The organism is Saccharothrix espanaensis DSM 44229, assembly GCF_000328705.1.
In the GTDB taxonomy this organism is placed as follows: Bacteria; Actinomycetota; Actinomycetes; order Mycobacteriales; family Pseudonocardiaceae; genus Actinosynnema; species Actinosynnema espanaense.
The window spans coordinates 3264082-3279272 of the sequence record NC_019673.1 but is presented as its reverse complement, the minus strand read 5'-3'; the positions used below and the strand labels follow the sequence as shown (position 1 = coordinate 3279272).

The 15191-nt window shown below is 70.8% G+C and carries 10 protein-coding genes; 5 read left to right on the top strand and 5 right to left on the bottom strand.

The features are described from left to right. Nucleotides 1-23: 23 nt before the first annotated feature. Nucleotides 24-3281, bottom strand: a complete 3258-nt coding sequence (locus BN6_RS14970) for a BTAD domain-containing putative transcriptional regulator (protein ID WP_231905298.1) — start codon at nucleotides 3279-3281, stop codon at nucleotides 24-26. 50 nt (nucleotides 3282-3331) lie between these two features. Then, nucleotides 3332-4525, bottom strand: a complete 1194-nt coding sequence (locus BN6_RS14965; RefSeq protein ID WP_041312827.1) for a TetR/AcrR family transcriptional regulator — start codon at nucleotides 4523-4525, stop codon at nucleotides 3332-3334. Between the two features lie 127 nt (nucleotides 4526-4652). Between BN6_RS14965 and BN6_RS14960 the strand changes: the two genes are divergently transcribed. Then, a complete protein-coding gene (locus BN6_RS14960; protein ID WP_015100494.1) occupies nucleotides 4653-5807 on the top strand; it encodes a cytochrome P450 family protein in 1155 nt (384 codons plus the stop codon). A 102-nt stretch (nucleotides 5808-5909) separates the two neighbouring features. Beyond that, on the top strand, nucleotides 5910-7205 hold the full coding sequence (locus BN6_RS14955) for a cytochrome P450 (RefSeq protein ID WP_051075575.1): 1296 nt from the start codon (nucleotides 5910-5912) through the stop codon (nucleotides 7203-7205). Between the two features lie 228 nt (nucleotides 7206-7433). Here BN6_RS14955 and BN6_RS14950 read toward each other — a convergent pair whose 3' ends face one another. Then, nucleotides 7434-8909, bottom strand: coding sequence for a peptide MFS transporter (locus BN6_RS14950; protein ID WP_015100492.1), 1476 nt, complete (start codon nucleotides 8907-8909; stop codon nucleotides 7434-7436). Between the two features lie 179 nt (nucleotides 8910-9088). Between BN6_RS14950 and BN6_RS14945 the strand changes: the two genes are divergently transcribed. After that, entirely contained in the window at nucleotides 9089-9622 is a 534-nt protein-coding gene (locus BN6_RS14945; protein WP_173430489.1) for a TIGR03086 family metal-binding protein, read from the top strand. Between the two features lie 743 nt (nucleotides 9623-10365). Here the strand turns inward: BN6_RS14945 and BN6_RS14940 are convergent. After that, complete coding sequence (locus tag BN6_RS14940; protein ID WP_015100490.1) at nucleotides 10366-10887, bottom strand: DUF4262 domain-containing protein; 522 nt, start codon at nucleotides 10885-10887, stop codon at nucleotides 10366-10368. Between the two features lie 308 nt (nucleotides 10888-11195). Here BN6_RS14940 and BN6_RS14935 point away from each other — a divergent pair, with 308 nt between their 5' ends. Both BN6_RS14935 and BN6_RS14930 read left to right on the top strand, forming a co-directional pair. Next, nucleotides 11196-12416 (top strand): alpha/beta hydrolase family protein, encoded by a 1221-nt coding sequence (locus tag BN6_RS14935; RefSeq protein WP_041316835.1) that lies wholly within the window; start codon nucleotides 11196-11198, stop codon nucleotides 12414-12416. Between the two features lie 398 nt (nucleotides 12417-12814). Continuing rightward, nucleotides 12815-14080: an IS4 family transposase gene (locus tag BN6_RS14930; RefSeq protein WP_015100488.1), complete on the top strand. Its 1266-nt coding sequence runs from the start codon at nucleotides 12815-12817 to the stop codon at nucleotides 14078-14080. Between the two features lie 351 nt (nucleotides 14081-14431). Here BN6_RS14930 and BN6_RS14925 read toward each other — a convergent pair whose 3' ends face one another. After that, nucleotides 14432-15184 (bottom strand): YebC/PmpR family DNA-binding transcriptional regulator, encoded by a 753-nt coding sequence (locus BN6_RS14925; RefSeq protein ID WP_015100487.1) that lies wholly within the window; start codon nucleotides 15182-15184, stop codon nucleotides 14432-14434. Between the last annotated feature and the right edge of the window lie 7 nt (nucleotides 15185-15191).

The window sequence follows — 15191 nt, the reverse complement described above, 5'->3', positions numbered from 1 at the left end:
ATGACAACCGGCTTGTAAGGCGCTTACACGGACCGCTGTGTCGGTGCCGGTCGGGTAAGGCGTGTCAGGTGGACGAGTGCTTCCGGCCGGGACAGTCGAGCCCCCGCCCGGTATGCCCGGTCGTAGTCGCACGGGCCGAGCCGCTGGGCGAGTTCGGTTGCCAGGTCGCGCAGTTCCGGGTTGCCGTGGTCGAAGGTGCCGCGGATGGCCTGGCTCAGGCCGAGCGCCGTGGCCGCTGCGGCGAGGTCGGCTTCGAGGAACAGCAGCCGGGCCAGGAGTTGTGCGGCCGGGGCGGGGTCGCCGTCGGCCTGGCTCGACGTGATCACGGCGGGCAGCAGTTCGCGGGCACGGGCGGTGTCGGTGGTGGTCAGGCGGAGCGCCATGAGGGCCGGCGCGGTGCGGCGGTCCGGGTCGGGCAGCCGCAGCCGGCGGGACAGGTCGGCCAGCCGGTCCAGCGCGCGCTCCGCGTTCTCCGGCGCGCCGGCGCGGCGGTGGAGTTCGGCACGTCCGCCCAGCACCTCGACCTCCATGTAGCGCAGGCCGCGCGTCCGCACCAGGTCGTCCGCCGCGTCCAGATCGCGGCCGGCCCCGTCCAGGTCACCGGCGCGCATCCGCACGGTGGCCAGCCCCACCAGGAACGGGACCTCGTCCTGCGACCCGGTCCCGGCGGCCAGGGCGAGGGCGCGCTCCAGGTCGGCGATCGCCGCGTCGTGGTCGCCGCGGACGGAGTGGACCTCGGCGTGGACGGCCAGCGCCACGGCCGTCCAGAGCCGGTCGCCGGTGCCGCCGAACTCCCGGACCGCTCGCGCACGGGCGGCGGCCAGGCTTTCCCAGTCGCCACGATCTCCCGCGACGCCGGCCTCCAGCAGCGACATGCACGCCCGCGGCCAGGCGTCCGGGCGGCTGCGGACCCGGGTCACCTCGGCGTCGACCAGGTCGTCCAGGCCCAGGTGGTGCGCGGCGGGCAGCACCACCATCAGCACCATCGGAAACCGTTCCAGGGCACCGGTGGCCGCGCAGTCGGCGATCAACGCGCGCACCCGTTCGGCGTCGGTGGCCGGGGCGCTTTCGCCGATCAGGGCGTCGATCGCGGCGAACGCGCTGCGGGCATCGGCGGGCAGCGCCTCGCCGAGCCTGAGCGCTTCGGCGATGAACGACTCAGTGCGGGCGTCGTAGCGCACGGCGTACCAGTACCAGTGCAGCAGGCCGAGCAGCCGCACCACCGCGTCCGGGTCGCGGTCGTCGAGGGCGAGGCGGAGCGCGAACACCAGGTTGTCGTACTCGGCGGCGAGCACCGGGAGGGACGTGGGTTGGTCGGGTGAGCGCACCAGCGGCTCGTGTTCGGCGGCGAGCGCGGCGAAGTGGCAGGTGAACCTGGCGCGGGAGGTCTCCCGCTCGCCCGCCCGCGCCAGTTCCCCGGCCGCGAAGGCGCGGATGCTCTCCAGCATCCGGTAGCCCTTGCCGTCGTGTTCCACGAACGACTTGTCGACCAGGGAGCCGAGCACGTAGACGATCTCGCCGGCGGGCAGCTGCCGGTCCGCGCAGAGCGCCTCGACCGCGTCGGCGGAGGCGGTACCGGGGAAGATCGCCAGCCGCCGCGCGAGCACCCGTTCCGGCTCGGTCAGCAGGTCCCAGCTCCACTCGACCACCGCGCGCAGGGTCTGCCGGCGGGGCTGTGCGGCGCGGTTGCCCGTGGACAGCAGTCGGAACCGGTCGTCCAGACGGCGGGCGACCTGGCCGATGTCCATGGAGCGCAGCCGTGCCGCGGCCAGTTCCAGGGCCAGCGGCAGCCCGTCCAGGCGGCGGACCACGTCCACCACGGCGTCGGCTGTGGACTGGTCGAGCGCGAACCCCGGTCGGACGGCGGTCGCGCGGTCGAGGAACAGCCGGACCGCGTCGGACTCGGCGGCGTCGGGCTCGCCGGCGTCCGCGCCGGCCGCGGGCACGGCGAGCGGGCCGATCCGGCACAGCGCTTCGCCCACCACCTCCAGGGGCTCCCGGCTGGTGGCCAGCACGGTCAGCCGCGGCCGTGCCTCCAACAGCCGGCCGGCGACCCGCGCCACCTCGTCGGCGACGTGCTCGCAGTTGTCCAGCACGAGCACCGCTTCCTCGCCGCCGAGCAGGTCGGCCACGCGGTCCAGCGGGTCGGCGGCACCGTCGCCGGCGGGCCGGCCGGCGGCCGTGCCGAGCGTGCCGAGGATCGCGCCCGCCACCCCGGCCGGGCTCTCGACCCCGGCCAGCGGGACGAGCCACAACCGCCCGCCGCGGTGCGCCCGGTGCCGGGCCGCCACCTCCACGGCCAGCCGGGTCTTCCCCACCCCGCCCGGTCCGACGGCGGTGACCAGTCGGGAGGTTTCCAGCAGGCCGGTGAGCAACGCGGACTCGGCGGTCCTCCCGACGAACGACGTCAGCCGCGCCGGCAGCCGGCCGGGCCCGGTGTCCTCAGTCGAACGGGCAGGCGCGGCAACGGCGGCGGGAGCCGCGGACCCGAGGCCGGTCGGGCGGGCGGGGTCAACGAGGTCGACGGGTTCGCCGCGCAAGACTTCCAAGTGGACCCGACGCAGGTCGGAGGACGGATCGACGCCCAGTTCATCGGCGAGCCGGCCCCGGATGTCCTCGTACGCGGCGAGCGCGTCGGGCTGGCGGCCGGCGGCGGCGAGGGCGTGCATCCGCAATGCGACCAGGCGTTCCCTCAAGGGGTTGTCCGTGCACACCGCTTCGAGGTCGGGCAGGACCTCGACGTGCCGACCGAGGCGCAGTTCCGCGTCGAACCGGTCTTCCCGAGCGGCCGCCCGCAGTCTGCCCAGCCTCACGCCGGCCGCTGCGGTGTAAGGCGCGGCCAGCACGTCCGCGAACGCGGGTCCGTGCCACAAGTCCAAGGCGTCCGCGAGAGTCGCGGTCGCGCGATCGGGCCGATCCTCGGTCAGTTCGCGCCTGCCGCGCGCGGCCAGCACCTCGAACCGGTGCGCGTCGACGCGATCGGCGGGCACGGCGAGCCGGTAGCCGGCGTCGGACGACTCCACCAACCTGGCGTCCGGCAGCGCCCGCCGGAGACGATGGACCAAGGCGTGCAATGTGTTCGTGGTGCCGGTGGGCGACTCGGTGCCCCAGATGTCGTCGATGAGGACGACCGGAGAAACCGGTCTGCCGGCGGACAGAGCGAGACGGCCCAGCAACATGCGCAGCCTGCTACCCGTGACTTCGACGCGCGTCCCGTCGTCACCGAAGACCCGCACCGGCCCCAGCACTTCCACCCGGATGCCCATCGGAACGTCACGCACCGCCCGTTGTCCCCCACCGCACAGCCGAGACGTTACGCGGAGGCGAGACGTTACGCGGAGGCGGCGATGGCGTGGCAGGCGGCGAAGCCGTCGGCGCGCAGCAGGAGTCGGCCGTTGCGCACGCGCAGCGCTGTTTCGGTCTCGTCGCTGACCGCCGGGACGCCGAGGGACTTCGCGAACTCCCCCGACTCGTCGCACACCACCCGCAGGTCCGGCCACGTCCCGACCGGGAACGCCTGCCGGAGCGGTCCGCAGACCTGGGCCACGACCAGGCGGGCCAACGGCCCGAGTTCGTGCGGGGTGCTGGTCGCCAGCACGACCGTGGTCGGCTCGCCGCGGCGCACCGCCTCCTCGACGGCCGCCAGCCGGTTCAGCCCGAGCACGGCGACCACGCCGTCCCGGTGCGCGAGCGGCTCGCCGCGCACCAGGTCGATGGCCGGCGGCGGGTTCCACGGCTCCTCGACGGGGCGGATCGGCGGGCCGGACGGCGGCGTCGACCACCAGTCCTCCAGGTCGAGGCCGGCCAGGCGTTCGCACGCGACGACCACGTCATAGGGCTGGAGGAAGCCCGGCGCGGTGGCGGCCACCTGGTTCGCACCGTGCAACGCGCCGAGCACGATCCCGGCTTGGCGGACCCGGCGCGCGGGCGCGCCCCCCGGCCCGGGTGCGGTCGGACGCAGGCGTTCCAGGGCCAGGCTGAGCAACAGCGCGTCGAGCTTGAGCAGCTGCGCGTAGGGGCGGCGGACGTCCTCGGCGAGCAGTTCCGGCGTGAGGTCGCGGCCCAGTCGGTCGTCGGCGAGGGGGCGCACCCAGGCCAGTGCGAACGCGCCGAGCGCGGCTTGGAGCCCGACCCCCGCCCTCGGTCCGCCTGCCGCCAACCCGACCGAAGACCGTCCCATCGCGGGTAGTCCGGGTGCGGGCAGTCCGGGTGCGGGTGGGTTGTGCGGGAGGTGGGAAGAGGGGGAAGTGCGGTGGGCGAACGCGCCGCCGTCGGGGCCGGGGTCGGCGTAGGGGACGGCGCCGGGTGGGAAGGCGTGCTCGGCGGCGTCGGCCAGCACGGCGAAGTAGAGCGCGCGCTTGCCCGGGAAGTTCGAGTAGACCGCTCCCCTGGTCAGGCCGACCCGTTCGGCGATCGCGTCGACCTTCGCGTCCCGGAACCCGCGCTCGGCGAACTCCTCACGAGCCGCCGCGAGCACTTTCGCCCGGTTGCGCTCCTGGGTCTCCGCCCTGCTCACGCGGGCCATCGGTGGACCTCCCCGCCGCTGTTGCCGAGTGCCGACGAGTGGACGTGCCTTGCCGCGTCGCCGTGATCCACGATAACGTCCGCATTCAGATGATGAGAACATCTGATCTGAACATCTGGAGTCTCCGATGACTGTTCCCGAGATCGACCTCACCGATCCCGCCGTCCTGTTCGACCCGTTCACGGCCTACGGCGAAGCCCGCGAGGCGGGTCCGCTCGCCCGGATGACCATCCCCGGCCTGGGCACGCCCTGGGTCGTCACCCGCCACGAGGACGCGAAGGCGGTGCTGAACGACCCGCGGTTCGAGCTCAACTCGCAGTCGTTCCTGCGCCCGCCCGGGATCCCCGAGCACTGCCTGCGCTACCTGCGCACCATGTCCGAGTTCGACGGCCCGGAGCACACCCGGCTGCGCCGCCTCGCCGCGCCCGCGTTCACCGCCCGGCGCGCCGAGGAGTTCCGGCCGCGGGTGCGGCGAATCGTGGACGCCCTGCTCGACGCGCTGCCGGCCGGCGAGGTCGACCTGCTGGCCGAGTTCGCCCGGCCGCTGCCGATGGAGGTGATCTGCGAACTGGTCGGCATCCCGGAGGTCGACCGTCCACAGTGGAGGGAGTGGGGCGCGGCCGTGGCGGGCGGGTTCGGGCCGGCGTTCATCGAGGTAATCCCGAAGGTCGTCGCGGGCGCACGGGCCGCCGTGGCGCGCTGCACCGCCGAACCCGGCGACGACCTGATCTCCACCTTGCTGCGCACGCCCGAGCGGCTGACCGAGACCGAACTGGTGACGCTGGTGTGGCACCTGGTCCTGGCCGGCCAGACACCCACGAACCTGATCGCGAACGCCGTGGAGGTCCTGCTCGCCCACCCCGCGCAACTGGCCGCACTGCGCGCCGACCCGTCGCTCATGTCCCGCGCGGTGGAGGAGCTGACCCGGTTGACCGGCCCGCAACTGCTCGCCACGCCGCGGTACGCGAAGCAGGACGTGGCGTTCGGTGACGTCGTGATCCGAGAAGGCGAACCGGTGATCACGGCGCTGGTGTCGGCCAACCGCGACCCCCGCGCGTTCACCGACCCGGAACGACTGGACCTCGCACGGACCGAGGGCGGCCACTTGAGCTACTCGTTCGGGCCGCACTTCTGCCTGGGTGCGGCGTTCGCGCGGGCGCAGACCGAAGAGGCGCTGTCGGCGTTGCTCAGCCGGTTCCCGGAGCTGGCGCTCGCGGGACCGCTGGAGCGGTCGCCCGATCCCGGGACGTGGCGGTTGGCGTCGCTGCCGGTTCGGCTCTGAGTCCGGGTCTGCGTCGGCGTGCGATTCGGGGGGTGGGAGGTTGCGGGGGTGGGAGGGAGTTCTGTCCTTGAGACTTTCGTCCGCCGGCGGCACGGTGGGGGCATGCCGTCCGTGTTGAAGAACGCAACGCTGCTGTTGCTGAGTCGCACCATCGTCCGCGGGCACGCCCTGCTCGGCGACCCGGCGGCGCGGTTGCTCGGGATGAGCCCCACCCGGGATCCCTACCCCGACTACGAATCCGTCCGGGAACGCGGCCCGGTGGTGAAGAGCAAAATGGGGCTCTACCTCACCGCGTCGCACGAGCTGTGCGACTCGCTGTTGCGCGACCCCGGCTTCGGTCAGCTCGCTGCGGGCGAGTTGTCGCCGATCGACTCCGTCGCCCACATCGGGCCGCGCCGGCTGGTGAACCCGGTCGAGGACTCGTTCCTGATGCTCAACCCGCCGGACCACACCCGGTTGCGGCGGCTGGTGTCGCCGTGGTTCACGCCGCGCGGGTTGCGCGACCAGGTGGCGACCGTGGAGCGGGTGGTCGAGGAGTACTTGGACGAGGTGGCCGGGCGGCCGACGTTCGACCTGGTCGGCGACTTCGCCGCGCGGGTCCCGATCCAGGTGATCGCGGACCTGCTCGGCGTGCCGGACGCGGACCACGCGGCGTTCGCCCGCTGGGGCAGCGCGCTGGTCAACGCGCTCGACGGGGTGCGGGACCTCAAGGAGCTGCGGGCGCTGCACAACGGCCTGCGCGAGTTCGAGGAGTTCCTGGACGGCCTGATCGACCACCGCCGACGGCACCCCGGCGACGACGTGGTGAGCCGGCTGGTCGCGAACGAGGACCTGCGCCGCGAAGACCTGATCGCGACCACGGAGCTGTTGCTGGTGGCGGGGTTCGAGACGACGGTGAACCTGATCGGCAACGCCGTGCTGGCCGTGCTCGCCCACCCCGAGGTGCGGGAACGCCTGCTGGACGACCCCGGCTGCGCGGAGGCCGTCGTGGAGGAGACGCTGCGGCTGGACCCGCCCGTGCAGTACACGGTCCGCACGCCGTTCGAGACGACGGAGGTGGCGGGCACGTCGGTGCCCCGGGGCACGCCGATCATGCTGCTGCTGGCCGGGGCGAACCGCGACCCGGCGGTGTTCGCCGACCCGCACCGGTTCCGGCCCGGACGGCCGGACGGGCGCGAGCACCTCGCGTTCTCGGCGGGCATCCACTACTGCCTGGGCGCGAACCTGGCCCGGATGGAAGGGGCGGCGGCACTGCGCGGGTTGTTCCGCCGGTTCCCGGACCTGCGCGCGGCAGGCCGGGTCCGGCGTCGCCCGTCGCGGGTGATCCGGGGTCCGGAGCGGTTCCCGGTCAGCACCGGGGCGGCGGAAAACCGCCCGATGGTGGAAATCATCAGCTGAACCACAGGAATGTGGTGCATCCTGGAAACCGCGCGGGTCCGACCCGCCGCACCGCCGCCGCGGCGGGTCGCCCGCGCTTCTGTTATCCGCACCAGTGCGGATCGTGTTCGGTTTCCGGGGGAAACCGAACCAGCTTCTCCGCACAATGCGGGACCATCGGGCACAACGCAGATCAGTGGTCGGTTGGCGCTTGCGTCGGCTTGGATGGTCCAGTCCGGTTGATCGGGCTCAGTTCACCCCGTGCATCAGCTTCCGGATGCTGTTGGTGCCCAACGCGAGCAGCACGCCGAGCGCGATGGCCACGCCGCCGAGCACACCGAAGTACGCCTGGGCGTTCTCGTCGCTGTAGAACTGGACGACGATCGCGCCGACACCCTGGCCGGCGGCGGACGCCAGGAACCACAGGCCCATGGTCTGCGAGGCGAACGCGCGCGGCGCGAGCTTCGTGGTCGCCGACAGGCCCACCGGGGAGAGCAGCAGTTCGCCGCAGGTCATCACCGCGTACATGACGATGATCCAGAGGAAGTTCGCGCGCACCGCCGGGTCACCCGAGCTGGCGATCATCATCAGCACGTAGGACACGCCGACCAGCCCCAGCGAGACCGCGAACTTGCGCGGCGTCGACGGCTGGCGGTTGCCCAGCTTCACCCAGAGCAGCGCGAACAGCGGCGCGAACAGGATGATCATCACCGGGTTGATGGACTGGATGAACGACGGCGGGAACTCCAGGCCGAGGAACGTGCGGTCCAGCCGGGTGTCCGCGAACGCCGCGATCACCGTCGCGCTCTGCTCGAACAGCAGCCAGAACATGGCCGCCGCGATGAACAGCGGGATGTAGGCGGTCAGCCGCGAGCGCTCCACCGGGGTGGTCTTCGGGCTGCGCATCATCACCACGAAGTAGCCGATGGGCAGCACCACGGACACCGCGCTGATCAGGTAGATCACGCCCTGGCCGGAGAGCACGCCGGTCAGCACGAGCACGACGACGACGGCGACCAGGCCGAGCGAGATCGCGGCGATGCGGGTCAGCACGCGGGCGCGGTCCTCGACCGGCAGCGGGTTGGGCGGCACCGCCGCCGAGTCGCCCAGGTTGCGCCGGCCGAACCGGTAGGCGACCAGGCCGAGCGCCATGCCGACGGCCGCCGCGCCGAACCCCAGGTGCCAGTCCACCTTCTCACCGAGCGTGCCGCACACCAGCGGCGCGATGAAGCCACCGAGGTTGATGCCCATGTAGAAGATCGTGAAGCCGGCGTCGCGGCGCGGGTCGTCCGCCGCGTACAGGCCGCCGACGACCGTGGAGATGTTCGGCTTGAGCAGGCCGGTGCCCAGCACGATCAGGATCAGGCCCAGGTAGACGCCGGTCACGCCGATCGGCAGCGCGAGCGCGATGTGGCCGAGCATGATCAGCACGCCGCCGTAGAAGACCGACCGCTGCCCGCCGAAGACCCGGTCGGCCAGCCAGCCGCCGGCGACACCGGACATGTAGACCGCCGAGCCGTAGATGGCGACCAGGGAGAGCGCGAAGCTCTTGTCCAGGCCCAGAGCGCCTTCCGCCGTGGAGCGGTACAGGTAGTAGGCGAGGATCGCCTTCATGCCGTAGTAGGAGAAGCGCTCCCACAGTTCGGCGAAGAAGAGCGTGGACAGCCCTCGGGGATGTCCGAAGAAGCCCTTCTGGGGAGCGGAAACCGCGCTCGTGGCGCTCAAAGGTTCCTCCTGGTGTCAACGATGTCACCCACGGCGTGCCGGATCACGTTACGCCGTACGGCCGTACTGGAAGAAATCGACGGGCGGAGCCGTGGGCAGGAGCACACGTTCGGGGTGCGGTCCGGGTCAACCTTTGGTGCACTCGTGTGGTGGATCTGATCGAGGCACACGGACAGGCGATGACGGAGTTCGACTCCCGGGTGCGCCAAGTGCGCCCTGACCAGTGGGGATCGAGCACACCCTGCAAGGAGTGGTCGGTCCACGACCTGGTCAACCACCTGGTCTACGAACAGCTGTGGGCCCCCGAGCTGCTCGCCGGCTGCACGGTCGAACAGGTGGGCGACCGGTTCGACGGAGACCAACTGGGCGACGACCCGGTCCGCTCGTGGGTGCTGGCCGCGGCGGCGGCGCGGGAAGCGTGGATCTCGCCCAAGGCCCTGATCCGGCCGGTGCACCTGAGCGGCGGCCGGTCGACGTCGGTCGAGTACGGCTGGCAGATGACCCTGGACCTGGGCGTGCACGCGTGGGACCTCGCACGGGCGATCGGGGCCGACGAACGGCTCGATCCGGACCTGGCGAGGACGTTGCTGGAGTACGCGCGGGAACACCTGGCGGAGTTCGCGGGCAGCGGGATCTTCGGACCCTCGGTACCGGTGCCGGACGACGCGTCGGACCAGGATCGACTGGTCGCGCTGCTGGGTCGGACGCCGTGACGCCGCGTTGGTCGGCTCTGGCGTCGGCGCTGGGGGCGGTGCCGAGAGCGGCGCGCAGGTAAGCGAGTTGGTAAGCGTCTGGATAGGCGCAGTGGGCGGCACTGGAGACGGCGCTGCGGCGGTCTCGGCGGGGCGGGTGCCTGACGTGGTGAGGCGTCTGGGCGGAACCTTCTCGCCGTCGCGGTGCAGGTGAGCGCGGTGCTCTCCGGTGCGGGTAGTGCGCATAACGCTATTGGTGCGCCCGTGGGGGCTGGGGTAAACGTGACGGCTCATACAGATTCGACTGTCGGTGCTGTCCGTGCGGTCGGTGCTGTCGGTGCTGTAGGCGGGGTCGGGTGGAGGTAGTGCGCGTCCCGCTCCGCGGAGCTCCCCGTACTGCGCGGAGCGGGACGTGCCCCCTACTGATGTGCGGAGTAATCTCCCCCGGTCGTGCCGCACACCGACTGTGATATCGCCTGGTTGTTGTCCGGTGTCGTGAGGCCGCCGGCTGACAACGCATGCCGGACAACGACGTCGGGCCCCGACCGCAGGCGTGCGGCGGGGCCCGACGGGTGCCGGACGGACCTGGAGATCGACGTCGGCACCGTGAGGTGGTCAGGTGCTGGGCAGTGCTGGACGGTGCCCGGCAGGGCTGGGCAGCTGGGCGCGGGGGTCAGCCTGGCACGCGTGGTTGAACTCGTGGGAACGGGCGAGCCACGTCCGGTCGAGGTGGTGGTGGCGGTCGGGGACGGCCGACGGGGAGGTCAGGGGCCGTTGTGGCCCGGCGTCCAGCTCTCGGGGTGGCCGCTCTCGGTGAGCACCAGCTGCCAGTCGGCGAAGCCCTCGGGGGCGTTCGGGTTCCACGGCCAGTGGCCGTCGGTGGTCGGGATGATCAGCTGGACGGCGGCGAAGTCGCCCTTGCCGTAGAGCAGGAAGGCGCTGCCGAAGAACTCCGGGTAGAAGCCCTTGAAGACGCGTTCGAACGTGATCGGGACGCCCTCGAAGAAGTCGTGGTAGAGCTTCCCGGGGACGAAGCGCTCCCCCTGGCTGGCGCGGGTGACGTACATCCGGATCAGCACCTCGGCCATCTCCGGCGGCAGGCCGATCACCACCGCTTCGGCCACGCCGAACCTGCGCCAGGCCCCCACGGAGAACGCGTACTGCGCGCCTTCGGCGTCCGCCGGGACGGTCACCACGGCGTGGCCGTGGCGTTCGGCTTGGTCGAACAGCCAGTCTCGGAGGTTCGCTTCCTGTGGGTTCAACGCGGGACTCGACACGTCCGCCATTGTGCACGTGGCGAGGCGTGCGTCGACGGCGGCTGGGGGGCCGTGCGCGGTCGAGGGCTGCTCCTGGGCTGGTCAGGGTGATGTTGGCGTGCAGTCGTCAGGCTTCGCGAGGTGGGAGTGGGGGGTGGGGTGGGGTCGGGAGTGGGTGAGGCAGGGGTGGGGAAGGGGAAGAGAAGCGGGAGGGGCGCTAGTCCCTTTGGTCGTGGGGTTTCTTGTCGTTCGGAGGTGGTGCGGCTCAGCCGACAGGTTGACGCACGTGTCGGAAAGTTTTTGTCAGCATGGCGTGGTCGGACAAGAAGGGACTGCACATGCGCAAGCGCACACTGGTGCTGGCCGTAGGGCTCGCCGTGGCCACGACGCTGGTGGCCGCCCCGGCCCAAGCCGCCGGAGCGAAGATCAGGCTGCCGTCGTTGAGCGGCAGATATCAAGTCGGAACGACCGACCTGCACCTCGTGGGCTCCCAGCAGGATCCGTGGCGGCCGGAGGACAAGCGTGAGTTGATGGTCAGCGTGACCTACCCGGCTCAGCGCGGCGGGGAGCGTGCCGCGTGGATGTCACCGGCGTACGCGCAGCGGTTCGGGAGTGCGATCCCCGACCTGCCGGCGGGCGCGGTCGACTGGGCGGCGACGCGACGTCACGCGCGCGTTTCGCCGGCGGTGGACCGGACGCGGGGCGGGTGGCCGGTCGTGCTGTTCTCGCACGGTTTCGGCAGTGCGAAGGAACTGACGGCGACGCTGACCGACGACCTGGCCAGCCACGGCTACGTCGTCGTGTCGATCGCCCACACGCACGAGGCGTCGATGGTCGAGTTCCCCGCCGGACGGTTCGTCACGGGGAGCGTGGGGACGGATCCGGCGTCGTTCAAGACCGCGCTGGACGTGCGGGTTTCGGACGCGCGGTTCGTGCTGGACGAGTTGGAGCGGGTGGACCGGGGTGGGAACCCGGACGCCGAACGTGACCCGTTGCCGCGTGGCTTGGCGGGGGCCCTCGACCTGTCGAAGGTCGGGATGTACGGGCACTCGTACGGAGGCTTCGCGTCGGGCGAGACGATGTACCACGACCGCCGGATCGACGCGGGGCTCAACCTCGACGGCGGGATGGGCGTGGGCGGGACCGGAACGCCCGGCGAGGTCACGAAGCACGGGCTGGACCGCCCGTTCATGCTGGTGGGAGCGGATCTCGTAGACCCGTCCACGGGGCGCGAGGTCGAGCACAGCCACACGGAGACGTCGTTCGACCCGACGTGGAACCAGTTCTGGTCCAACCAGCGGGGCTGGAAGCGGGACCTGCACTTCACCGGCTCGGCGCACAGCAGCTTCACCGATTTCCAGGCCGTGGTGCCGCAGTTGAGCCGGTGGTACTCGCCGGAGAAGCGGGCGGCAGCAGTGGGGACGATCGACGCGGAACGATCGTTGCGCGCTCAGCACGACTACTTCTCGGCGTTCTTCGACCTGCACCTGAAGGGGCGGGATCGGCGACTGTTCGGCGGGAACTCGCCGTGCCACCCGGATACGCGGTTCATCGTGTGAGGACTCGGTGTGGTGGAGGGCGCGGGTCAGCCGGTGGGTTGACCGGGCGAACTCGATGCGCGGAGGGCGCGGTCGGCAGTCGGTTGACCGCGTGAGGGTTCGATGCGCTCCAGCCCGTTAGCCAGGTGGTGGGCGGGGAGTGAGCGGCTGAATTGTCGGTGGTGCGTGGGATAATGGTGATCGGGGGCCGGCGGCCGGCGGCCGGCGGCCGGCAGCCGGCAGCCGCGCCGCCGGTGGCCGCGCCTGGGTGGCTTTGCGGGTGGGTTGGCCTGCGGAAACAAGCTAAAAGAGTCCTCGCCGGACGGGCGAGCCACCAAGGATGACTAGTGCGGTGGGCGTCGTGTCATCCCCGTATGGCCCAATGCCGCTAAGTTAGCGTCCTTACGGTAGAATTCGGTATGGCGTGTGCTGGGCAGAAGAAAGCGTCGGTTGCGGTCGGCGAGGATGTCCGGCTTGTCGACCGGGTTTCGCTCGGTGTTCTGGCCGAGGTGGTTTCGCGGGACTTGATCGAGGAGGTCCTGGACGAGACCGGGAAACGCGAGCAGCGGACGCGTCTGCTTCCAGCGCATGTGATGGTGCGGTTCTGTCAAGCGATGTGCCTGTTCTTCGACGACGACTATGAAGAGGTCATGCGGAAACTCGTCGGCTCGTTGAAGTCGATGGGGTCGTGGCGCGGTGAATGGCATGTTCCGTCGACCTCGGCGGTGGCGCAGGCGCGGCAGCGTCTCGGGTCCGAGCCGTTGCGCGTGTTGTTCGAGCGGGTAGCGGTGCCGGTCGCCGGGCCGGGTGCCCGTGGGGCGTGGCTGAGGTCGCGGCGGGTCATGGCCGTGGACGGTGTCATGCTCGATCTCCAGGACACGCCGGAGAATGTCGCGGAGTTCGGCAAGAGCGGGAACGGCCACAAGGCGAGCGGGTTCCCGCAGGCGTTGGTGGTGGCGTTGGCGGAATGCGGGTCGCATGCGATCGTCGATGCCGTGATCAGTGGTTATCGCGGTGACGAGAAAGCCTTGTCCCGGACGTTGCTCGGCTCGGTCGGGGCCGGGATGCTGGTCACCGCCGATCGGAACTTCTACAGCTACTCGCTCTGGGAGGATTTCCTCGACACTGGCGTCGACCTGCTCTGGAGGATCGGCTCCGGGGTGGAGCTGCCCGTGTTGAAATGGCTTTCCGACGGCTCCTACGACTCGATCCTGCTGAACCCTCAGGTCCGCGCCGGACGACGCCGGCAGGTGATCGCCGACGCCGCTGCAGGGAAGACCGTCGGCCCCGAGCAGGGATTCCGGGTCCGGGTTGTGGAATACGAAGTACCCGACCGGGAGGGCAACGGTACCGGCGAAGTGGTCTGCTTGGCCACCACTATTCCGGAACCATCGGAGGCCACTGCCGCCGAACTGGCCTGGTGCTATCACCAGCGGTGGGAGATCGAGTCCGTTTTCGACGAGATCAAGACGCATCAACGCGGTGGCGCCCGGATACTGCGGTCGAAATCGCCGGACATGGTCCGTCAGGAGATCTGGGCTTTCCTGCTCACTCATTACGCCATCCGCAGTCTGATGAGCCGGGCTGCCGATGAGGCCGATGTCGACCCCGACGAACTGTCCTTCATCCGCGCTCTTCGCGTCGTCCGCCGCCAGGTCACCGCTCAGGCGGATTTTTCCCCCTGACCACCGCCGGCGAGCACTTGTCGACACCTTCGAGGAAATCCTTGGGAAACGCACACGAAGACGTCGCAACCGCACCTGCGCTCGCGTTGTCAAACGCGGACGCCACAACTCCTACCGCGTCAAGCGACCTGAACACCGCAGCATCAGGCACGACGGAACACCGACCATCAAGCTCCGCTCACCCGCACTAACTTAACGGCATTGCCGTATGGCCCGGTCGGAGACAACCACCCTTGGCCAGGGGCTGCAAGCGAAAAACGTGCTTGCAGCCCCTGGCCAAGCGCGGTTCGCTGGCGCGCGGGCCATACGGGGATGACACGACGCGGCAGGTGGATTGTGCGCTGGCGCGCGTTAGGCGTCTACCTCGGCCATTACGTCGTCCGAGACGTCGAAGTTCGCGAAGACGTTCTGCACGTCGTCGCAGTCTTCCAGGGCGTCGATGAGCTTGAAGATCTTCCGGGCGCCCTCGGCTTCCAGTTGCACCGTGACGGAGGGGAGGAAGTTGGCTTCCGCGCTCTCGTAGTCGTAGCCCGCGTCTTGCAACGCCGTGCGGACCGCCACCATGTCGCCCGCCTCGCTGACGACCTCGTAGCTCTCGCCCAGGTCGTTGACCTCTTCGGCGCCCGCGTCCAGGACGGCCATCAGGACGTCGTCCTCGGCCAGGTCGCCCTTCGGGACGATCACGACGCCCTTGCGGGTGAACATGTACGAGACCGAGCCCGGGTCCGCCATGCTGCCGCCGTTGCGGGTCATCGCGGTGCGGACCTCGGAGGCCGCGCGGTTGCGGTTGTCGGTGAGGCATTCCACCAGGACCGCTACGCCGTTCGGGCCGTAGCCCTCGTACATGATGGTCTGCCAGTCGGCCCCGCCGGCCTCTTCGCCGCCGCCGCGCTTGCGGGCGCGTTCGATGTTGTCCAGCGGCACCGAGTTCTTGCGGGCCTTCTGGATGGCGTCGTACAGCGTCGGGTTGCCGTCCGGGTCGCTACCGCCGGTGCGGGCGGCTACCTCGATGTTCTTGATGAGCCGCGCGAACAGCTTGCCGCGTTTGGCGTCGATTGCGGCCTTCTTGTGCTTGGTGGTCGCCCACTTTGAGTGGCCGCTCATTTCTCCT